Source organism: Bradyrhizobium sp. B117 (assembly GCF_038969555.1).
Classification (GTDB): Bacteria; Pseudomonadota; Alphaproteobacteria; order Rhizobiales; family Xanthobacteraceae; genus Bradyrhizobium.
On record NZ_CP152414.1, the window covers coordinates 2,464,801 to 2,484,177 of the forward strand.

The window sequence follows — 19,377 nt, forward strand, 5'->3', positions numbered from 1 at the left end:
CGTAGGCTTGGATCAAAGGTGGATGCGATGACTGAACAGAAAGCGTCGAACGAGTTGCGGGTGGCCATCGCCGGGCTGGGCTCGATCGGCACCAAGATCGCGACCGCGCTGGATCAGGGCATCGAAGGATTGGCGCTGTCCGCGGTGGCCGTGCGCGATCCCGCCAAGCATCAGGCCTTCCTCAATGGTCTGCGCCATCAGCCGAAAGTCATGCCGATCGACCAGCTCGGCGACGCCGCCGACATCGTGGTCGAATGCGCGCCGAGCAACCATCTGCGCTCGATCGTCGAGCCCGCGGTGAAGCGCGGCAAGGCGGCGGTCGTGGTCAGCGTCGGCGGCCTGCTCGACAATTTCGACCTGGTCGATCTCGCCCGTGCCAATGGCGGCCGCATCCTGGTGCCGACCGGCGCGCTGATCGGGCTCGATGCCGTCAACGCCGCCGCGGTCGGGACCATCCATTCAGTGAAGATGGTGACGCGCAAGCCGATCGACGGCCTGAGGGGCGCGCCGTTCATCGTCCAGAACAAGATCGACATCGACAATCTGCGCGAGCCGCTGAAATTGTTCGAGGGCAGCGCGCGCGAGGCCGCAAAAGGCTTTCCGGCGAACGTCAACGTCGCCGTTGCGCTGTCGCTGGCGGGCATCGGACCCGATCGCACCCAGATGCAGGTCTGGGCCGATCCCACCGTGACGCGCAATGTCCATCGCATCGAGGTCGAAGCGGATTCGGCGCGGTTCTCGATGGGCATCGAGAACGTCCCGTCCGAAAATCCCAAGACCGGGATGATCACCGCGCTGTCCGTGATCGCGCTGCTGCGCAAGCAGCGCGCCACGCTTTGCGTGGGGACGTGAACTTTTACGCCCCCGTCACGCGCCAGATCACGTTGCCCACGTCATCCGCCATCAGCAGCGACTTCTTGTCGGGGCCGATCACGACGCCGACCGGGCGGCCGTAGGATTCCTTCTCGTCCGGGGACAGGAAGCCCGACAGGATGTCGCGACCGGGGCCGGACGGCTTGCCGTTCGCGAACGGGATGAACACCAGCTTGTAGCCGGACAGCGTGCTGCGATTCCACGAGCCGTGCTGCCCGATCACCATGCCGTCGGGGAAGCCGGGCAGGGTCCCTGCGGGCATCCAGCAGAGGCCGAGCGAAGCGGTGTGGCCGCCGAGCGCGTAGTCCGGTTGCAGCGCCTTGGCGACCATCGCCGGATCCTGCGGCACGCGGTCGTCCACCGTCTTGCCCCAGTAGCAAAAGGGCCAGCCGTAGAAGCCGCCGTCGCGCACCGAGGTCAGATAATCCGGCGGCGTCTCGTCGCCGAGGCCGTCGCGCTCGTTGACGACGGTCCAGAGCACGCCCGTCGTCGGCTCCCACGCAAGGCCCACGGGATTGCGCAGGCCGGCGCCAAAAATGCGATGCGTTCCGGCGGCGAGGTCGAGCTCATAGACCGCGGCGCGGCCTTCCTCGACTTCCATGCCCATCTCGGCGATGTTGCTGAGCGAGCCGACGCCGGCATAGAGCTTCTTGCCGTCGGGGCTTGCCAGCAGGCTGCGCGTCCAGTGGCCGCTCGGCTTGAAGGTCGTGAGCCGCTTGCCCGGCGCGGTGATGCGGTCGGCATTGGCGACGTACGGAAAGGCCATCACGCCGTCGGTGTTGCCGACGTAGAAAGTGTCGCCGACCAGCGCCATGCCGAACGGCTGGTTGAGGTTCTCCATGAAGGCGCCGCGCACTTCGGCGACGCCGTCGCCGTCCTTGTCGCGCAGCAGCGTAATGCGGTTGGCGGACACGCCGAGCGCCGCGGCGCGGCGCATCGTAGCCTGCATGGCGTAGTGAAACACGCTGCGCGGGGGACCGGCGATCTGCGTCGCTTCCGCGATCAGCACGTCGCCATTGGGCAGCACCTCGATCCAGCGCGGATGGTCGAGGCCGCTCGCGAAGGCGTTGACCTTGAGGCCGGGCGCGACCGTCGGCTTGTGGCCCTCGCTCCAGCCGCGCGCGGTCGGCATCTTCAGAGTCGGGATCGCGCCTTGCGGCTTGGCTTCGGGAATGGCTGGCGTTTGGCCCCAGGCCGGCGCGGGCTCGGTGCCCGACAGTTTGCGCCATTGCAGCGCGATGCCGCCGAGCAATGCGACGAACTGCGCGAAGATGCTGGAAAAAGTCATGAGACGCCCCTGTCGAATCCTGCGGCACCGTCCAACGCCGGATCGCCAAAAGCCCCGCGCGGGCTCAGGCCTGATCGCCGACCTCTCCAGATCAACGATGAAATGTCGTCGTGCCTCGTTGCGCGCGCATCCAACTGGGTCGCGCCAAAAAGGTCAACCGTTGCGGAACTCGGCGGACGTCTATTCCCGCGGAATGGCAGCCGGCCAATTTTGCATGGAGAGAAAATCAGCGGCCGATCTGCCGCTCCAGCCGCCGCGCCGCGCGAAAATCGTCGAGGTGATGGACGTTCGGTGCCAGCGCGGCCTCTCGGGACAGCAGATGATAGACGCGCGCCACCGTGCGCTGTTTCTGTTTCGACCGTCCAGGCGGCAGCGCCCGCGCCTTGCGGACGGCGGCGATCGCATGCGCGCGGAAATAATCGTAGGCGTCCGACATGGTTTGATGCTCGGCTCGATGCTCTGCTTCTGGTGCAGGTGTCGAGGGCTAACGGACGAGCGGAGGGGCGGTTCCGTGGCGGAATGTTCCGGGCCGTACCCATGTCTCACCGTCATCCCAGCGCAATGGCTTCGCCATTGCGGGGATGACGGGATCAACAGCAGCGTTGTGCGGAGAGAGCGGGAGGCGGAAGCCGCCGTCACCGCGGCGACAGGAACGGAATGATCATCGGCACGCGGCGACAGTACGCGCCGTAAGCATCCTCGCCGAGCTCCTTCGACAAAAACACCTCTTCCATCCGGCCCTTCTGCCACATGCCGAGCGAGATCAGGATGGCGCCGAGGATCGTCGTGACGGTGCCGATCGCGAAGCCGGTGACGAGCATGCCGGCGATCAGGCCGGTATAGATCGGATGGCGGACGATGCCGTAGGGGCCGGTGTCGATGACGCGGTGGTCTTCCTTGTGGGTGATGGTGTTGGACCAGAATTTTCCGAGATGCAGCCGGCCCCACCAGGCGAAGGCGATGCCGGCGGCCGAGAGGACCGCGGCGATGGTGATGCCGGTGTTGCCGAGCACCCAGAGCGGCTTCCAGCCCAGGAGCTCTGCAACCCACGGCGTGTACAGGATTCCGCCGACCAGGATCGGCAGGCGATAGCGCTGCGACTCCAGCGTCATGACCTGCTTCTTGGTGCGGCCCTGCCAGAACGAGGCGCCGACCCAGCTCGCGAGAAAGGCAAGCCAGATCAAGGCCAGGAGTTCGGTCGGCCAGGTCGTGGTCCAGCCACCCCAGGCCACGGAGAGAAGCTTGCTGAAATCGAAGGACATGAAGGTTCTTTGCGTTAGGCGGCGGCGTCAGCTCGCGCGCGAGGACAGTGCGTGATGCTCGATGGCGCTGGAGGGCTGCTGGCCATTGCGGGCGAGCAGATGGGTGATGGTTTCGCGCAAGACCGGCTCAATCGGGCGCGGCGAATAGCCGAGCTCGGTGCGCGCCTTGCCGATCGAGAGATCGCTCGCGGCGAGCGCGATGCGCACGCCCTCGGCGGTGCCGTTGGGCGGCCGATGGGTGATGTGATCGGAGATGGATTCGAGCATGATCGCCGAGAGCTCGGCGATCTTGCCGGGCACGACCACCGGAAACTGCCGGCGGCCGCTCATCGCCGACATCATCCGCAGGATGCGGCCGAGCGGGACGCAGTCGCCGCCGAGGATGTAGCGCTGGCCGATGCGGCCGCGCTCCATGGTCAGCACGAGGCCCATGGCGACGTCGCGGACATCGACGAGATTGACCAGGAAGTTGAGATGCGGCTGCACCTTCTTCTGGAGGAAGTACCAGAGCATCGCGGTCGGCGGCGTCAGATTGTGGTCGGCGGCGCCGATCGGCATGGTCGGCGTGCCGATGACCAGCGGGAAGCCGCTGGCCGCGGCCTTCGCCGCGAAATGCTCGGCGAGCGATTTCGAGCGCGTATAGGCGCCGGGCATCGCATCGGCCGGCTGCAGCGCCTCCTCGGCGGCGACGCCGTTGAGGTCGGAATAGGGGAACAGGATCGATTCCGTCGAGCAGTGCAGGAAGCGCGACACGCCACGCTTCATCGCGGCTGCGAGCACCACCTCGGTGCCGCGGCAATTGACGTCGTGAAAATCCTGCTTGTTGGCAACCCACATGCCGGGCAGGCCGGCGAGGTGATAGACCTGATCGACGCCCGCGACGGCAGCGTCGACCGCGGCGCCGTCCAGCACCGAGCCATGGACATATTCAACGTCGGCGTTCGCCGCGGCCGGCGCACGGACATCGAGAACGCGTACCCGCTGCCCACGGGCGCGGAGCGCTTCTACGAGGTGATGTCCGATGAAGCCGCTGCCACCGGTAACCAGTACGAGAGCCATGCAGAAGGTTTGCCGTTTCGCTTCTAGAGCTATCGGGTTGAAAGGGAATTGGCCGGAACAGGCGCCAGAATCGCGGCAAGGTCGCGACGGAAGCCCAATGCAATGAACAATTTCGCCATGATAAACATCGGTCCAAGCAGGAAATGCGTGGGATGGTCCACCATCGAGGGCTGCCGTTCCTCGAAAACCCGGTGGCCGACGATCTGCGCTGCGACGCCAAAGCCGATCAACGCCACAAAAATCGACCACATCATGACGATCGAGACCTGATTGCCGATCGCGGTTGCGACCGAAAGCAGCACGATCATCGCGGCGAGGATGCCGAGCCCGATCCCGGCGTCCAGCATCAGCCAGTAGACCAGCACCGGCAGCGCCAGGATCACCGCCAGGCTCACCTCGACCCCGAACACGGAGAAATGCACGAGCGTCAGCGGCAGCACGGCGCCGGTGAACAGCAGCAGGATACCGACCACGTGCATCGCGCAGTTCCAGGGATCGCGATGATATTCGACGTAGTCCACCAGTTGGCGTTGAAAATAACTGGCCATCTCGGTCTCGTGCATCATGGGGTTGGGAAGGGCGAGAACAGGCTATAGCACCTGACAGGGCGGTGCACAAACCGGCCCTATCGTCGCGCAAAACCGCGTTGTCGCGCTGTGAGACAGGTCACAAAACGGAAGAACTTCAATGGGTTCCGCCGGGCGCCGAGATGCCCATCCTCAGCGCTTCTTGGCGGGCTTTTTCGCCGCAGGCGCAGGCGCAGCAGCCGGATGCGCGGCCGCCTCCTCCGGCACCTTGGCGAAGGTCAGGATCTGCAACTGGCCGTTCACCGCCGAGGTCGGCTTGGCCCGGTCGAGAAACTGCTCCTCGCCGAGGCCGATCGGATGCAGCCGCTTGGTCGAGATCTTGAATGTGTTCACCAGCACGTCGCGGATCGCGTCGGCGCGGCGCTGGCTCAGGATCGCATTGGCCTCGCGGGTCTTCGAATTGGATTCGACGTGGCCGACGATCAGGAAGGTGTAGGGCAGCAGCGAGGAATGAACCAGCGCATCGGCGATGCGGCCGACGGTCTGGTAGGACGCCGGCTGGATGATCGGCGTGTCGGCGTCGAACTGGATCTGCGCATTGAAGGCGGGCAACTTGGCGAGATCGGGCGCGATCGGCGGCCGGTTCACCGGACCCGGATCGTTCTTGATCCTGGCCTTGGCGCGTTCCATCACCTGCTGCTTCAGCGCAGGCAGATCGACCTCGCCGGCCTCCTCGAAATGGTTGAGCTTGGCGACGATGTCGTCGCGGGTCGGCGGCGCCGCCGCCGTCTGCGCGCGGGCTGCGCCGGCAAGCAAGGCGAGACCGAGCGCGATGCCGATTCCGGCGGTGGAGAGCCAGGAGGCGCGCATCAGCGATACCCCGCGTCGTCGACGGCCTTCAGGCAGTTGTTGCTGATGCCCTTGGGAGTCGAGACCAGGCACGGGACCGACTTGCTGGTCTCCTTGGTCGAGCCGCCGCAGACCTTGACGATCTCGCGCTGGCAGGCGTTCGCCACGGTGACACGCGCGGCGATGCGCTTCTGGATGGCGTCAAAGACGCTGAGATAGTCGCTCGTGCACTGCTGCGAGAGCACGTCGCGGTTGCGCGACAGGCACTCCTTCAGCCGGGTCGAATCCGGGTTGACGCCACGGCAATTGGCGACGATCTCCGCGCCGCAGCTCGCCGCCAGCTTTCCGATCGCATCGCCAAAGCTCATGGTCTCCGCCGCCGCAAGCGACGGCATCCCCAATGCCAGCAAGATCAGTGTGATGGAGCCCCGGACCATGCGTGCATCTGATACGGGGAAGTTCGCCATGGTCAAGGGCTGTTCGCCCCGGAACGGTCGAGAGTTCGGCAAGTGCGGCGAACAGTCCTCACTCCGTGGCGGCGGCGACGGGAGGCCATTCGATCAGGACGGCCGTGTGGCTCCGGATCGCGTCGGCAAATTCAGGGGCGGCCTTGAGCTCCTCCAGCGTTCTCGGCGGGGGAAGCTCGCGGCCGTCCTCAATCAGCTCCTGCGCATAGAAGGCGAGCGCCTCGGGCGCATTCTCCAGGGCCTCGTCGACGTCATCGCCGCCGGAAATGCAGCCCGGCAGGTCTGGAAACCACAGGCTGACGGCGTCCGGGCCGGCGTCTTCGATGATGGCAACGTAGTGAGGCATGGCAGTACTGATGGCCTCGATGGTTGTGCCGCCCGGTTTCATTCAATTATGAATACTGGATCTCGGGGAGCAAGCAATTGAGCAAATTGCCTCTGGCTGAAGGCGCCGGTTCATTCGTATTTCATGACGATGGTGCCGTCCCTTCGCCACGCACGATGCGGGTCTTTTCATTCTGCCCCCGATCGCGCAATGCGCACACACGCATCATCGTGGCGATGCATGGCGTCGATCGCGCTGCCGCGGCGTTTCGCGATCTGCTCGCCCCTCAGGCCGAGCGCAACGGGCAAATCGTGCTGGTGCCGGAGTTCGATCCGGAGCAGTTCCCGGGCATCTCCGCATACAATTTTGGCGGTGTGCGGCTGCCGCCGCCAGACAACACGGTCCTGCCGCGCGATCTCTGGAATTTCGGGGCGATCGACCGGCTGTTTCATCATGTTCGAGATGCGATCGGGTCCAGCCGGGAGACCTTCGGTCTGTTCGGCAATTCCGCGGGGGCCCAATTCGTCCTGCGCTATCTTGCGCTCAACGAAGCCGCGTCCGTCGATATGGCCGTTGCCGCCAATTGCGGATGCTACATGCTGCCGAACCTCGCCAAGGACTATCCGGACGGCATGGGAGGGATTGGCCTCGATACAAGTGATTTGCGGAGGTATCTCGGGCGCTCGCTCGTCATCTTGCTGGGCGATGCCGACAACGACCCTGATGCTCCCGACCTGCCGCGCTGGGACGAGGCGATGGCCCAAGGGCCGCATCGCCTTGCCCGCGGTCTCTGGCATTTCGAACACTGCACGAAGCTGGCCAGGAGCCTCGATGTGGCGCTGGGCTGGAGACTCGAAATCGCGCCGGGTGCCGGGCACGTCGACCAGTTGATCTACGACCAGGGCGCCAACATCCTGAACGGCTGAGTGGATGGCCCTGTGTGCAAGGGCCGCCTCACGCCCGCTGCACGAAGCTGTCCACGACCTTCTTCTCGCCGGCCTTGTCGAAGGCGATGGTGAGCTTGTTGCCGTCGATCTTGGTGACGCGGCCGTAGCCGAATTTCTGGTGGAAAACGCGGTCTTCGAGCGAGAATTCCGAGGTTGTGCCGGTCGATTTGGCGACCAGCTCGCCTTCGATCGTCAGGGGGCCGCGGCGGCGTGAGGCGAAGCTGCCGAAATCGGGGCCGGATGACGAGGCGGACGAGAACGAGGCGGTCTCTTCCTCGAAACCGCCGGTTCGGCCGCCGCCATTGCGGCCGCCGCCGCGGTTGCGGTTGGCCTGGGCGCGCTGCCAGCCCGGCGTCGAATAGCTGGAGCCGAACGCCTCCATGTCGTCGAAGCGCGAAGCGCCATAGCCAGTGGCGCCGCCCCAGCCCGAGCCACCCTTGGATTCCGTGATCTCGACATTGGCCGCCGGCAATTCATCGAGGAAGCGCGAGGGGATCGTGGTCGACCAGGTGCCATGGATCCGGCGATTGGTCGCGAAATAGATCATCGCGCGGCGGCGGGCGCGGGTGAGGCCGACATGGCCGAGCCGGCGCTCTTCCTCGAGCCCGGCGCGGCCCTGTTCGTCCAGCGTGCGCTGGCTCGGGAACAGGCCTTCCTCCCAGCCGGGCAGGAACACGTTGTCGAATTCGAGGCCCTTGGCCGAGTGCAGCGTCATCAGCGACACCGCGTCGTCCTCGGCGCCGCCCTCGCGGTCCATCACCAGCGAGATGTGCTCCAGGAACCCTTGCAGGTTCTCGAACTCCTCCATCGAGCGAACCAGCTCCTTGAGGTTCTCCAGCCGGCCCGCGGCGTCCGCCGATCGGTCCTTCTGCCACATCTCGGTGTAGCCGCTCTCGTCGAGCACGATCTGCGCCAGCTCCGTGTGCGAGGTGACCTCGCGCTGGGCGCGCCAGCGGTCGAACTGGGCGACGACGCCGCGCAAGCTTCCGCGCGCCTTCGGCTTCAACTCGTCGGTCTCGATCACCGCGCGCGCCGCTTCGAACAGCGGAATGCGGCGCTTGCGGGCGTGGTCGTGCAGCATCTGAATGGTGGCGTCGCCGAGCCCGCGCTTGGGCACGTTGACGATGCGCTCGAAGGCGAGGTCGTCGGCCGGCGAATTGATGACGCGTAGATATGCGAGCGCGTCGCGGATTTCCGCGCGCTCGTAGAAGCGCGGGCCGCCGATGACGCGATAGGGCAGGCCGAGCGTGACGAAACGGTCTTCGAACTCGCGCATCTGGTAGGACGCGCGCACCAGAATGGCGATCTCGTTGAGCTTCTCGCCCTGGCGCTGCAGCTGCTCGATCTCCTCGCCGATGCCGCGGGCTTCCTCTTCGGAATCCCACGAGCCTGTCACCGTGACCTTCTCGCCGTCCTGGTCCTCGGTGCGCAGCGTCTTGCCGAGCCGGCCTTCATTGTGCGCGATCAAATGCGAGGCGGCGGCGAGGATGTGGCCGGTGGAGCGGTAATTGCGCTCGAGGCGGATCACCTTGGCGCCGGGGAAATCGTGCTCGAAGCGCAAGATGTTGTCGACCTCGGCGCCGCGCCAGCCATAGATCGACTGGTCGTCGTCGCCGACGCAGCAGATGTTTTTGACGTGGTTCTTCTCCCTCTCCCCGTCCTTCACGGGGAGAGGGTCGGGGTGAGGGGCTTTCTCCACGAGCGCGGTGCTCGGAGAGTCCCCCTCACCCGCCGCGCTTTGCGCGTCGGCCTCTCCCCGCAAGCGGGGAGAGGCGAAGGAAGGAGACGACGGCGCCTGCGACAGCAGCCGCAGCCACAGATACTGCGCGACGTTCGTGTCCTGATACTCGTCCACCAGGATGAATTTGAAGCGCTGCTGGTACTGCCGCAAAATATCCGGATGCTCGCGAAAGATGCGGATGTTCTCCAGCAGGAGATCGCCGAAATCGGCGGCGTTGAGGATCTTCAGCCGCTCCTGGTAGCTCGCATAGAGCTTGCCGCCCTTGCCGTTGGCGAACATGGCGGCTTCGCCGGAGGGCACCTGCGAGGGCATCAGGCCGCGGTTCTTCCAGCCGTCGATCAGGCCGGCCAGCATGCGCGCGGGCCAGCGCTTGTCGTCGATGTTCTCGGCCTGCAGCAGCTGCTTGAGCAGCCGCACCTGGTCGTCGACGTCGAGCACGGTGAAGTTCGACTTGAGCTGCGCCAGCTCGGCATGGAAGCGCAGGATGCGGCCGCCGATGGAGTGGAAGGTGCCGAGCCACGGCATGCCCTCGACGGCGTGGCCGAGCATCTGGCCGAGCCGGTGCTTCATCTCGCGCGCGGCCTTGTTGGTGAAGGTCACCGACAGAATCTCGGCGGGACGGGCGCGGCCCTGGCTCAGGATGTGGGCGATGCGCGTCGTCAGCACGCGCGTCTTGCCGGTGCCGGCGCCGGCCAGCACCAGGACCGGACCGTCCAGCGTCTCCACCGCCTCGCGCTGCTCCGGATTGAGCCCGGACAGATATTTCGGGCCCACGGAGGCGCGCGCACGCGCGGCGATGCCGCCGGCTGCGGGCTGGTGGTCGGGAACGCTGGTGATCTTGCTCGGCTCGGTCATGCGAATCATTTGGCCCCACGATGGCACCGCGGGGTGACGGGAGGGAGCCTTCTTAACAGGGATTGCTGCCTATATGGGGCACCGGGACGGGGTTTTCCACGTACGCGGCGACCCGATTTGTTCCCGAAAGCCGGGCGAATTTCCACCCGGCCGGGTGGGGAACCATCGTTCCCACGTCGAGATTGTCTGGACAGATGGTGCGGTCAGCCGCGCCGATCGCAGAGAGACATCAAGACGAGGTTTTCGCCATGCTAGGCTGGGTTGTGACGTTTCTGGTTATCGCATTGATCGCCGGCATCCTGGGCTTCGGCGGCATCGCCGGCGCTTCGATCGAGATCGCCAAGATCATCTTCTTCATCGCGGTCGTTCTGTTCCTGGTCTCGGCCGTGGTCGGATTGGCGCGCGGCCGCACCAGAATATAGCTATCGCTTCGAGGGCATCGCCACGTTGCGGCCGATGCCCTCGGGCCGCGGTACGGCGCTGTGGGCCTTGACCACGGTCGCAATGCGCTCGCGAATGTCGGGCGGAAAGGCCGCCACCTTGCGCGAGCCCATGTCGATGTGAAGCGACATGTTCTCTGAGGTCGCCGACAGCCAGCCTTCGGTGGCGTGCCGCAACTCCTCGAACGTATGCAGCCGCTTGTCGTCGGCTTCCAGCAGCCAGACCGACACCTGCACGGGATCGCCGAGATGGATCTCGCGCAAATAGCGCACATGGCATTCGGCGGTGAAGGTCGAGCCGTTGCGCTCCTTCATGTACCCCGGCCCGATCCCGAGCTGCAGCCACATCTGGTCGATCGCCCGGTCGAACATCACGTGGTAATAGGCCATGTTGAGATGGCCGTTATAGTCGATCCACTGCGGCTCGATCTGCATGATCGAGGCGCGGAACGGCTCTGCGGCGGGCTTCGAAGCGGCACTCTCCGGCATGTTTCATTCCCTGGGTATGCGTCCGGTCGCTTGACTTGACCGGCTTTATGTCCTTTGCCACGGTTCTTCTGTCGGGAGGAATGTCCGTGGGTACGACCATCACCAATAATCCGCCGCGGGTCGAGCCGAAAGCCCTCGCAAGCGCGCTGGAGCAGCTTGCCGCGCGCTTCGGCAACCGCCTCATCACCTCGCAGGCCGTCCGTGAGCAACACGGCCATACCACCACATGGATCGTCAACCAGCCGCCTGACGGCGTGGTGATGGCGCAGGAGACCGCCGACATCCAGGACGTGGTGCGGATCTGCGCCAAAAATCGCGTCCCCGTCATTCCCTTCGGCACCGGCACTTCGCTGGAAGGCCAGGTCAACGCGCCCGCCGGCGGCATCTCGATCGACCTGCGCGACATGAACAAGGTGCTGGCGGTGCACGCCGAGGATCTCGACTGCGTGATCCAGCCCGGCGTCACCCGCAAGGCGCTCAACGAGCATCTGCGCGACCAGGGTCTGTTCTTCCCGATCGATCCCGGCGCCGACGCCTCGCTCGGCGGCATGGCCTCGACCCGCGCCTCCGGCACCAACGCGGTGCGCTACGGCACCATGCGCGACAGCGTGCTGGCGCTGAAAGTGGTGCGCGGCGACGGCGAGATCATCACCACGGGCACGCGCGCCAAGAAATCCTCCGCGGGCTACGACCTGACGCATCTGTTCGTCGGCGCCGAGGGCACGCTCGGCATCATCTCCGAACTGACCATTCGCCTGCGCGGCATTCCCGAAACGATCGCGGCCGGCGCGGTGTCGTTCGAGACCGTGCATGGGGCGTGTCAGGCCGTGATTCTGGCGATCCAGACCGGCATTCCCGTGGCGCGCATCGAGCTGCTCAACACGGCGCAGGTGAAGGCCTGCAACGCCTATTCGAAGCTGACGCTGCCGGAGACGCCGCTGCTGCTGATGGAATTCCACGGCAGCGAGGTCGAGGTCGCCGAGCAGTCGAAGGCTTTCGGCGAGATCGCCAAAGAGTGCGGTGGCGGCGATTTCTCCTGGACCACCAAGCCGGAGGACCGCACCAAGCTGTGGCAGGCGCGTCATGACGCCTATTGGTCCGTGAAGGCGCTGCGTCCCGGCGACAGCATCGGCGTGGTTGCGACCGACGTCTGCGTGCCGATCTCGCGGCTTGCCGACTGCGTCAGCGAGACCGAGGAAGACCTCAAGCGCCTCAATTTGTTGTCGCCGATCGTCGGCCATGTCGGCGACGGCAATTTCCATTGCTCGCTGGTCTGCGACACCAACGACGCGGCCGAGATGGCGCGCGGCGAGGAGTTCATGCATCGCCTCGTCGAGCGCGCACAGGCGATGGACGGCACCTGCACCGGCGAGCACGGCATCGGCCAGGGCAAGCAGAAATACCTGAAGGCGGAACTCGGCCCCGAGGCGTTGGATGCGATGCGGGCGCTGAAGCAGGCGCTTGATCCGCTCAACATCTTCAATCCCGGAAAGATCGTGCCGGAGGCGTAGAGCGCGGTTCGGGAACTTTCGGCAGCCGAGCCGGTTCCAATTCCCGACTATTTCCGATGCCTCAATGGCGCGGCTTGCGGGAGGATGCGATGTTGCGACCGGTCATTGGAATTGCCGTGATGGCGCTTGCCTGCATGCTGGCGGGGTCGGCTCTGGGCAAGGGCGGACACGGTGGCGGCCATGGCGGTGGTCACGGCGGCGGACATGGTGGTGGTCACGGCGGCGGGCATGGCGGTGGCCATCACGGCGGCGGCCATTTCCACGGTCACGGCTTCGGACATGCGCATGGTGGCGGTCATCACCGCGCGATGCGGTTTGCAACCGGCGCCCGACACGGTGCGAACTTCGGTCAGATCCGCAATGCGTCCGTGCGCCCGGCGCATTTCCGCAACGCGTTCAACGCGCATTCCAGCGCCTTCCGCAACGGCCGCCTGATCAGCAATCCGGCGGCACGCGCCCAGATCACGGCTGCGGCTGCACTCGCCGGCTGGCACGGCGCCAGCAGCGGATGGTGGCAACATGCGGGCGGTGGTTACGGCTGGGTTGGACCGCTGTTCTGGCCGTTCGCCTATAACGATCTCTACGATTACACGATCTGGGGCGACGGCCTCGGCTTCTGGGGCTACGGCTATCCAGATATTTATGCCGGCCTGTTCGGGCCGTACGGCTATGACGGACTGTCGGCCTATCTGCCGCAGCGCCCGCAGGGACGGCGGCAAGCGCGAGGCGTAGCGCTGGATCAGCTTTGCGGCAGCGACCGCCGCGAGATCGTCGGTCTGCCGATCGATCAGATCGCCGCCGCGGTGCAGCCGACCGAGGCGCAAGGCGCCAATCTCGATGCGCTCGGCAATGCCTCGATCGACGCTGCAGCGCTGATCCGCGCGTCCTGCCCGTCGCAGGTCGCAGCGACCGCACCCGGCCGGCTGGCGGCGATGCAGCAGCGTGTCGAGGCGATGGTGAAAGCCGTCGAACTCGTTCAGCCCGCCCTCGACAGCTTCTATGGCTCGCTCACCGACGAGCAGAAGGCGCGGTTCAATGCGCTGGCCGAAGATCAGCGCCGCGCGACGGCTGCCAACGGCACCGCGGCATCGCTGGTCCAGACGTGCGGCGCGTCTGCCGCGCTTGATTGGCCCGGCACCGACATCGAGGCGAGACTTCACCCCAACGATACGCAGCGCGCCGCACTACAGGTGCTCCAGGATACCAGCGCCAAAGTCAGCGCATCGCTCAAGGCGGCTTGCCAGCCGAGCGAGGTGATGACGCCGCCGGCGCGAATGGCCGCGGTCCGCAAGCGGCTCGATGTGATGCTCGACGGAGTCAAGTCGGTGCGCGCGGCGCTGGAGGATTTCTACGCCACGCTGAACGACGAGCAGAAGGCGCAGTTCGAGGCCATCGGACCACGTCGGACGTCCTGAAGACGTCAAGATCCTGCGGAAAGATCGGCTCGCGGATCTCGATTGGCCTCTCTATGCTGGGGACGGCGAAGCGCGGCGATATGGCGGCTCGAAGATCGCGGATGGTGGGCGATGACGTGGTTCGCGCGCAAGATGCGACAGGAGATCTGGGACGAGGCGATCGAGGGACCGCTCGGCGACATCGATGCCGCCGCGCGCATCCGCGCGATCTGCGACGCTGCGGCTCCGAGCGCCGCCGGCTCGGGGCGAGGCGACAAGCGCGACAGCGAACGCTACGAGCGCGCCGCCAAGGTGGCGATGGAGATCGCGATGAAGATCTCGGACGATTTGATGCGCGACGACGCGGTCCGCCGCATCGTCGATCTCTGCATGACGGCGGGCGACCTCAAGACCGCGCAGATCCTGTTCCGCGCCATTCACGCGAGCTGGATCCGCGAGACAGTGCAGCGCGATCATCCGACGCTGGCCTAGAGTGTTTTCGAGCGAAGTGGATACCGGTTCGCGTAAAGAAACGCGTCAAAACAAGAATCCAGAGCCCCGTTCAGATTCCATCGGAACGGAAATGGCTCTAGGGGCGTGTACTCGTAAATCCGGTACGCGAGGCCCGCATTGCTGGCGTCAGATGGCCGCCTCGGTCTGCGGGTCGAAAACGTGAAGCCTGGAAGGCCGCATGGCAACGCGCAGCTTGTCGCCCACACTCACCCCAGCGGTCGGCTCGACGCTCGCCACCATGATACTCTCGCCCACCTTCATATCGAGCAGGATTTCCGAGCCGAGTTGCTCGACCACCTCAATCACAGCATCGAAGCATGGGTGGCCGAGATCAGCGCCACTCGCCACGGTGAGGTCCTCCGGCCGCACGCCGAGCATGACCTCGCGTCCGATACGGCCGCGCAGCCGCTGCGCGGTCTCGTCCGGCAGCTTGATGCGCAGGCCGGAGTTCTCGGCGATCAGCGATCCGTTCGCCTCGGTCACCGTAACGGCCGCGAAATTCATGGCTGGGGAGCCTATGAAGCCGGCGACGAACTTGTTGGAGGGATGATTATACAGTTCGAGCGGCTCCCCCACTTGCTGCACCACGCCGTCTTTCATGACGACGACCCGGTCACCCAACGTCATAGCCTCGACCTGATCGTGGGTCACGTAAATGGCTGTGGTGCCGAGGCGCAGATGCAGCTTCTTCAGCTCAACGCGCATCTGCACCCGCAGTTTGGCATCGAGGTTCGACAGTGGCTCGTCGAACAGGAACACGCGGGGGTGGCGCACGATGGCACGGCCTAACGCCACACGTTGGCGCTGACCGCCTGAGAGCTGGCGTGGCCTGCGCGTGAGCAATTCGCCGATGCCGAGGATGTCGGCCGCCTCCAGCACGCGCTTGTCGATTTCCGATCTTTCGAATTTACGCATCTTCAGGCCGAACGCCATGTTGTCGTACACGGTCATGTGCGGGTACAGAGCGTAATTCTGGAACACCATGGCGATGTCGCGGTCCATGGGCGCCAATTCATTGACCACGTTGCCGTCGATGGAGATATCGCCGGAACTGATCGCTTCGAGTCCGGCGATCATCCTGAGCGTCGTCGTCTTGCCACAGCCGGAGGGGCCGACGAACACCATGAACTCCTTGTCGCGGATCTGCAGGTTGACATCTTTGACGGCGTGCACGCCGTCAAAGAATTTGTTGATCCCCTTGAGGACGACCTGCCCCATTCGCTGTCAGCCCTTCACTGATCCGGTCAATCCTGCGACGTAGTGCTCGACGAAAAACGAATAGGCGATCGCAACCGGTATCGATCCAAGCAGGGCCCCAGCCATCAGCGGCCCCCAGTAGAATACATCGCCGCGGATCAGCTCCGACGTGACGCCGACCGGCACGGTCTTCTGCTCGGGCGAGGACAGGAACACGAGCGCATAGATGAACTCATTCCACGACAGCGTGAAAGCGAAGATGCCGGCCGAGAGGATGCCCGGGATCGCCACCGGGATGACGATGTAGAGCATCGCTTGCCAGCGCGAGGCGCCGTCAATGCGCGCGCATTCCTCGAGCTCCTTCGGGACCGCCTTGAAGTAGCCCATCATGATCCAGGTGCAGAACGGAATAAGAAAGGTCGGATAGGTCAGGATCAGTGACCAGGGCGTGTCACCCAGGCGATAATTGCGTATGATCTCTGCCAGCGGAATGAACAGCAGTGTCTGAGGGACCAGATAGGTGATGAAGATGGCAGTGCCCAGGCTGCCGGCAAATGGAAAGTTCAGCCGCGACAGGGCATAGCCGGCGAATACGCCGCACACGAGCGAGATGGCGGTTGAAGCGAGCGCGATGAACGTCGTGTTCCACAGCCACGAAGCGAACAGCGTCTCCTCGAACAGATACCTGACATGGTCCCAGGTCGGTTTCCACGTCCAGAACGGATTGTAGTTGCTCGAATTCCAGGGCCGGTAAAGCTCGCCGTCCGGCCGCACCGAAGTGATCACCATCCAGTAGAACGGGAACAGCAGGAAAAGCAGGAACAGCGCCATCGGGACGTAAAAGAACACCCACTTTCGCCACCTTGCGCCCTCGATCATGGCTCAGCGGACCTCCACGCGGCGGATGTAGAGAAGCTGGATGACGACGACCAGAAACAGGACCGGAAACATTGCGAGCGAGATGGCGGCGCCCTCGCTCAGGAGGCCTGTGCCGACGCCGATCTGATAGGCGTAGGTGGCGAACAGGTGCGTTGCGTTGGCCGGCCCGCCGCCCGTCATCACATAGACAATCTGGAAATCGGCGAACGTCTGAATCACCGAGAACAGCATCACGACCATGGTCACGGGCAACAGCAGCGGCCAGGTGATGTGCCAGAACCGCTGCCACGGCTTGGCGCCGTCGATGGCGGCGGCCTCGTTGAGTTCGGGACTGATGGTTTGCAGGCCGGCGAGCAGGCTGATGGCGAAGAACGGCACCCCGCGCCAGATGTTGACGATGATAATCGAGATCATAGCGAGGTCCGGATCGCCCAGCCAATTGATCCGCCCGGTGATCAAACCGAGATGGTAGAGGAGCCAATTGAGAACGCTGAACGTCGGGTCGAACATCCACTTCCAGGCAAAAGTCGAGAGTACGGTCGGAATAATGAACGGCAGCAGGATGAAAGCACGGGTAAAAGCCTTGCCGCGGAAATTACGGTTGAGCAGCATGGCCAGCCACAGCCCTAGCGCCAGCTTGAAGACGGTGGTCACGCCCGTATAGAGGAAGGTATTGTAAACGGCGGTGCGAAAGATCCCGTCGTTGAAGATCTTGTAGAAGTTGGCGAGGCCGACGAAGTCGCCGGGAATACCGACGCGCGAGCTGGTGACCGACAGCAATATCCCTCGCATGAAGGGATAGGCGATGAACAGGCCGAGCAGTACGATGGTCGGCACCAGCAGCACGAACGCCAGCCAGCGCTCGTCCTCGAGCAAACGCTGTCGCCGGGGAGGGGGCGCCTCGCGGAGCGTGGTGTCGGAGACCGCGCTTATCGCCATGTTCGATCCTCGTCGGCCGGAAGATTCCGCCGCCCCTCGAAAAATGGGAGGGGGGCGGCTTATCCTCAGACGTAGACCTTCTTGAGCTCAGCCTCTGCCCATTTCACGGCATCCTCGGGGGGCATGCCTTGGACAGCCTTTGCGTACATATCAACGATGACGTACTTGGTTACGACCTCGGCTGCCCTGCGCGTAGAGGGTCCCTCATAGCCAGCGAAGCGCCCTGTGCGCGCGGCTTGCTTGTAGGGCAGCATGATCGGGTCGTCGCCCCACAGCTTGTGCTTTTCCCAATCCGTGGTCGGGCCGACCGAGAAGCCCTTCTGGGAGACGAACCATTTGTCGTAGACGTCCTTGGAGTGAATCCAGCCAAGGAATTTCTTCGCCGCATCCTGGTTCTTCGAATAACCCATCAGGAGGTTCGAGAACGGGACGTGATAGCTGAACTGTCCGCCGGGGCCCTTGGGCAGCGCGGCATGCAGGATGTCGTCCTTCAGCGGCCCGCCGGCCTCCGTCTTGTAGGTATCCGGCTTGCGCAGGGTCTCGATGTAGATCGAGGCGCCATTGAGCGTGGCGCTGCATGTCCCGGACAGAAAAGCGCGGTTGTTGTTGGAATCGTCCCAGGCGAGCCCGCCTTCATCGTGGGCGTCCTTCCAGAAGGCCACCATGAATTTAACCGCCTCGACCGTTGCCGGGCTATTCAGCGCAACCGTCTTGCCGTCAGCCTCGACCTCCTTGCCGCCCCATGACCACAGGTAGGGGTAGGCGAAGGCGGGCGCATCGCCGAAGGTGTGACCCAGCGTTTGGCCGATTGGCCGTCCCTTTGCCTTCAGCTTCTTGCCGGCCTCGCGATACTCCTCCCACGTCTGGGGGAATTTTCCGTCCGTGTAGCCGATCTCGGCAAACCAGGACTTTCGGTACGCGATCTGCAGGCCGACGATGCACCACGGCACTGCGATCCACTTTTTGCCGTCATTGGCGACAGCGCGGGATGTTTCGTAGAAGCCGCCCTGGCTCTTGCCGAGCGCTTCAGCAATGTCGCTGACGTCTACGACGCTTTCGCCGTAAAGTTGCCCCCAATTATTGAGGACGCAGACGACGTCGGGGCCAGATCCGGACTGGATCGCCGAGGTGACGCGGGCTTGGATGTCGTTGGCATTGATGGTCTCGATATTGAGCTTTATGCCGAGCGCTTTCTCGCACTCCTTGGCGATTTCGTTGCGCAGCAGCTGATCTGACGCCGGAACGAAGTCTGTCCAGCGCAGCCAGTGCACCGTGGCGGCTTGCGCATAGGCGGGCGCCCTACCAACCGCCAGGATGCCGGCCATGCCGCCGGCAAGCGCGGTACCGCCCTTGAGGACGTTACGTCGGGTTACTGTCGTCATGCATCCCTCCTCGATGTGCCCGAGCTGATGCCCTACGGCCAGTCTTGCGCCGGCTTGGAGTCCCTTTCAGTCGATTACGTCTCCGTGGTTCAACGCATGCGCGCCTTGATGCCTGCGCAATGCGTTGGCTCGATGATCATTTGGTGGTGTTCCGCTTGCAGTGCCGGGGTGGCCAGTTCGCCGCGAACCAGGGGGCGCGTTCTTCGCGGTGCAGCGGCGCGATTACATCGCGCCCAATCGTAACGGCCATACGACCGGCGGCCTGGATCATGTCGGCGCTGCGGCCAGCGCTTGAGCCCTACCGTCATAACGATCCCTCCCGCGCAGCGACGGTATAGCCGTGGCCAAGCGGGTTTTCCCCGTCTTATATGAAGTTCGGTACCGGAAGCTGGCGCGACGTCATTGTCGCCCGCCGCAGCAGGAAATCAAGTACTAGCTTT

General features: G+C 64.5%; 20 protein-coding genes. 6 read left to right on the forward strand and 14 right to left on the reverse strand.

What is annotated here, in order from left to right:
• Positions 1 to 27: 27 nt before the first annotated feature.
• Entirely contained in the window at positions 28 to 852 is an 825-nt protein-coding gene (locus tag AAFG16_RS11965) for an aspartate dehydrogenase (RefSeq protein WP_342739260.1), read from the forward strand.
• Between the two features lie 4 nt (positions 853 to 856).
• On the opposite strand, the gene AAFG16_RS11970 is transcribed toward AAFG16_RS11965, so the two are convergent.
• The 8 genes from AAFG16_RS11970 to AAFG16_RS12005 all read right to left on the reverse strand — a co-directional run bounded on the left by AAFG16_RS11970 (position 857) and on the right by AAFG16_RS12005 (position 6,671).
• Positions 857 to 2,161: a sorbosone dehydrogenase family protein gene (locus tag AAFG16_RS11970; RefSeq protein WP_342739261.1), complete on the reverse strand. Its 1,305-nt coding sequence runs from the start codon at positions 2,159 to 2,161 to the stop codon at positions 857 to 859.
• Positions 2,162 to 2,387: 226 nt separating this feature from the next.
• Entirely contained in the window at positions 2,388 to 2,597 is a 210-nt protein-coding gene (locus AAFG16_RS11975; RefSeq protein WP_027560579.1) for a hypothetical protein, read from the reverse strand.
• A gap of 199 nt (positions 2,598 to 2,796) precedes the next feature.
• Positions 2,797 to 3,423, reverse strand: a complete 627-nt coding sequence (locus AAFG16_RS11980; protein WP_283084735.1) for an isoprenylcysteine carboxylmethyltransferase family protein — start codon at positions 3,421 to 3,423, stop codon at positions 2,797 to 2,799.
• A 27-nt stretch (positions 3,424 to 3,450) separates the two neighbouring features.
• Positions 3,451 to 4,482 (reverse strand): NAD-dependent epimerase/dehydratase family protein, encoded by a 1,032-nt coding sequence (locus AAFG16_RS11985; RefSeq protein WP_342739262.1) that lies wholly within the window; start codon positions 4,480 to 4,482, stop codon positions 3,451 to 3,453.
• Between the two features lie 29 nt (positions 4,483 to 4,511).
• Positions 4,512 to 5,048 carry an Mpo1-like protein gene (locus AAFG16_RS11990; RefSeq protein WP_342739263.1) on the reverse strand — a complete coding sequence of 179 codons (537 nt, stop codon included), beginning with the start codon at positions 5,046 to 5,048 and terminating at the stop codon, positions 4,512 to 4,514.
• A 153-nt stretch (positions 5,049 to 5,201) separates the two neighbouring features.
• Positions 5,202 to 5,879 carry an OmpA family protein gene (locus tag AAFG16_RS11995; protein ID WP_283084738.1) on the reverse strand — a complete coding sequence of 226 codons (678 nt, stop codon included), beginning with the start codon at positions 5,877 to 5,879 and terminating at the stop codon, positions 5,202 to 5,204.
• Complete coding sequence (locus tag AAFG16_RS12000; protein ID WP_283084739.1) at positions 5,879 to 6,295, reverse strand: hypothetical protein; 417 nt, start codon at positions 6,293 to 6,295, stop codon at positions 5,879 to 5,881. The genes AAFG16_RS11995 and AAFG16_RS12000 overlap by 1 nt, the downstream gene beginning before the upstream one ends.
• Positions 6,296 to 6,383: 88 nt before the next feature.
• Positions 6,384 to 6,671, reverse strand: a complete 288-nt coding sequence (locus AAFG16_RS12005) for a type II toxin-antitoxin system HicB family antitoxin (RefSeq protein WP_342740895.1) — start codon at positions 6,669 to 6,671, stop codon at positions 6,384 to 6,386.
• Positions 6,672 to 6,880: 209 nt separating this feature from the next.
• Between AAFG16_RS12005 and AAFG16_RS12010 the strand changes: the two genes are divergently transcribed.
• Positions 6,881 to 7,576 carry a hypothetical protein gene (locus AAFG16_RS12010; RefSeq protein ID WP_342739264.1) on the forward strand — a complete coding sequence of 232 codons (696 nt, stop codon included), beginning with the start codon at positions 6,881 to 6,883 and terminating at the stop codon, positions 7,574 to 7,576.
• 28 nt (positions 7,577 to 7,604) lie between these two features.
• Here AAFG16_RS12010 and AAFG16_RS12015 read toward each other — a convergent pair whose 3' ends face one another.
• The gene (locus AAFG16_RS12015; RefSeq protein WP_342739265.1) at positions 7,605 to 10,202 is read right to left on the reverse strand and encodes a UvrD-helicase domain-containing protein; all 2,598 of its coding nucleotides are present in this window, start codon (positions 10,200 to 10,202) and stop codon (positions 7,605 to 7,607) included.
• A 239-nt stretch (positions 10,203 to 10,441) separates the two neighbouring features.
• Between AAFG16_RS12015 and AAFG16_RS12020 the strand changes: the two genes are divergently transcribed.
• Complete coding sequence (locus AAFG16_RS12020) at positions 10,442 to 10,615, forward strand: DUF1328 domain-containing protein (RefSeq protein WP_011089300.1); 174 nt, start codon at positions 10,442 to 10,444, stop codon at positions 10,613 to 10,615.
• Here AAFG16_RS12020 and AAFG16_RS12025 read toward each other — a convergent pair whose 3' ends face one another.
• On the reverse strand, positions 10,616 to 11,122 hold the full coding sequence (locus tag AAFG16_RS12025; RefSeq protein ID WP_342739266.1) for a thioesterase family protein: 507 nt from the start codon (positions 11,120 to 11,122) through the stop codon (positions 10,616 to 10,618). It abuts the gene before it with no gap.
• Positions 11,123 to 11,208: 86 nt separating this feature from the next.
• Between AAFG16_RS12025 and AAFG16_RS12030 the strand changes: the two genes are divergently transcribed.
• The 3 genes from AAFG16_RS12030 to AAFG16_RS12040 all read left to right on the forward strand — a co-directional run bounded on the left by AAFG16_RS12030 (position 11,209) and on the right by AAFG16_RS12040 (position 14,519).
• Complete coding sequence (locus AAFG16_RS12030) at positions 11,209 to 12,633, forward strand: FAD-linked oxidase C-terminal domain-containing protein (protein ID WP_342739267.1); 1,425 nt, start codon at positions 11,209 to 11,211, stop codon at positions 12,631 to 12,633.
• Between the two features lie 89 nt (positions 12,634 to 12,722).
• A complete protein-coding gene (locus AAFG16_RS12035; RefSeq protein ID WP_342739268.1) occupies positions 12,723 to 14,048 on the forward strand; it encodes a Spy/CpxP family protein refolding chaperone in 1,326 nt (441 codons plus the stop codon).
• A 111-nt stretch (positions 14,049 to 14,159) separates the two neighbouring features.
• The gene (locus AAFG16_RS12040; protein WP_342739269.1) at positions 14,160 to 14,519 is read left to right on the forward strand and encodes a hypothetical protein; all 360 of its coding nucleotides are present in this window, start codon (positions 14,160 to 14,162) and stop codon (positions 14,517 to 14,519) included.
• 147 nt (positions 14,520 to 14,666) lie between these two features.
• Here AAFG16_RS12040 and ugpC read toward each other — a convergent pair whose 3' ends face one another.
• The 4 genes from ugpC to AAFG16_RS12060 form a co-directional block, all read right to left on the reverse strand.
• Positions 14,667 to 15,758: a sn-glycerol-3-phosphate ABC transporter ATP-binding protein UgpC gene (gene ugpC, locus AAFG16_RS12045; protein ID WP_283084747.1), complete on the reverse strand. Its 1,092-nt coding sequence runs from the start codon at positions 15,756 to 15,758 to the stop codon at positions 14,667 to 14,669.
• A 6-nt stretch (positions 15,759 to 15,764) separates the two neighbouring features.
• Positions 15,765 to 16,616, reverse strand: a complete 852-nt coding sequence (locus AAFG16_RS12050; RefSeq protein ID WP_014498557.1) for a carbohydrate ABC transporter permease — start codon at positions 16,614 to 16,616, stop codon at positions 15,765 to 15,767.
• A 3-nt stretch (positions 16,617 to 16,619) separates the two neighbouring features.
• Positions 16,620 to 17,555, reverse strand: coding sequence for a sugar ABC transporter permease (locus tag AAFG16_RS12055; RefSeq protein ID WP_283084748.1), 936 nt, complete (start codon positions 17,553 to 17,555; stop codon positions 16,620 to 16,622).
• 65 nt (positions 17,556 to 17,620) lie between these two features.
• The gene (locus tag AAFG16_RS12060; protein ID WP_342739271.1) at positions 17,621 to 18,937 is read right to left on the reverse strand and encodes an extracellular solute-binding protein; all 1,317 of its coding nucleotides are present in this window, start codon (positions 18,935 to 18,937) and stop codon (positions 17,621 to 17,623) included.
• Between the last annotated feature and the right edge of the window lie 440 nt (positions 18,938 to 19,377).

What these genes read in the sequence shown, in the direction of transcription:
- AAFG16_RS11965 (WP_342739260.1), top strand. Translation starts at nt 28, where the DNA reads ATGACTGAACAGAAAGCGTCGAACGAGTTGCGGGTGGCCATCGCCGGG.
- AAFG16_RS11970 (WP_342739261.1), bottom strand. Translation starts at nt 2,161, where the DNA reads ATGACTTTTTCCAGCATCTTCGCGCAGTTCGTCGCATTGCTCGGCGGC.
- AAFG16_RS11975 (WP_027560579.1), bottom strand. Translation starts at nt 2,597, where the DNA reads ATGTCGGACGCCTACGATTATTTCCGCGCGCATGCGATCGCCGCCGTC.
- AAFG16_RS11980 (WP_283084735.1), bottom strand. Translation starts at nt 3,423, where the DNA reads ATGTCCTTCGATTTCAGCAAGCTTCTCTCCGTGGCCTGGGGTGGCTGG.
- AAFG16_RS11985 (WP_342739262.1), bottom strand. Translation starts at nt 4,482, where the DNA reads ATGGCTCTCGTACTGGTTACCGGTGGCAGCGGCTTCATCGGACATCAC.
- AAFG16_RS11990 (WP_342739263.1), bottom strand. Translation starts at nt 5,048, where the DNA reads ATGATGCACGAGACCGAGATGGCCAGTTATTTTCAACGCCAACTGGTG.
- AAFG16_RS11995 (WP_283084738.1), bottom strand. Translation starts at nt 5,879, where the DNA reads ATGCGCGCCTCCTGGCTCTCCACCGCCGGAATCGGCATCGCGCTCGGT.
- AAFG16_RS12000 (WP_283084739.1), bottom strand. Translation starts at nt 6,295, where the DNA reads ATGGTCCGGGGCTCCATCACACTGATCTTGCTGGCATTGGGGATGCCG.
- AAFG16_RS12005 (WP_342740895.1), bottom strand. Translation starts at nt 6,671, where the DNA reads ATGCCTCACTACGTTGCCATCATCGAAGACGCCGGCCCGGACGCCGTC.
- AAFG16_RS12015 (WP_342739265.1), bottom strand. Translation starts at nt 10,202, where the DNA reads ATGATTCGCATGACCGAGCCGAGCAAGATCACCAGCGTTCCCGACCAC.
- AAFG16_RS12020 (WP_011089300.1), top strand. Translation starts at nt 10,442, where the DNA reads ATGCTAGGCTGGGTTGTGACGTTTCTGGTTATCGCATTGATCGCCGGC.
- AAFG16_RS12025 (WP_342739266.1), bottom strand. Translation starts at nt 11,122, where the DNA reads ATGCCGGAGAGTGCCGCTTCGAAGCCCGCCGCAGAGCCGTTCCGCGCC.
- AAFG16_RS12035 (WP_342739268.1), top strand. Translation starts at nt 12,723, where the DNA reads ATGTTGCGACCGGTCATTGGAATTGCCGTGATGGCGCTTGCCTGCATG.
- AAFG16_RS12040 (WP_342739269.1), top strand. Translation starts at nt 14,160, where the DNA reads ATGACGTGGTTCGCGCGCAAGATGCGACAGGAGATCTGGGACGAGGCG.
- ugpC (WP_283084747.1), bottom strand. Translation starts at nt 15,758, where the DNA reads ATGGGGCAGGTCGTCCTCAAGGGGATCAACAAATTCTTTGACGGCGTG.
- AAFG16_RS12050 (WP_014498557.1), bottom strand. Translation starts at nt 16,616, where the DNA reads ATGATCGAGGGCGCAAGGTGGCGAAAGTGGGTGTTCTTTTACGTCCCG.
- AAFG16_RS12055 (WP_283084748.1), bottom strand. Translation starts at nt 17,555, where the DNA reads ATGGCGATAAGCGCGGTCTCCGACACCACGCTCCGCGAGGCGCCCCCT.
- AAFG16_RS12060 (WP_342739271.1), bottom strand. Translation starts at nt 18,937, where the DNA reads ATGACGACAGTAACCCGACGTAACGTCCTCAAGGGCGGTACCGCGCTT.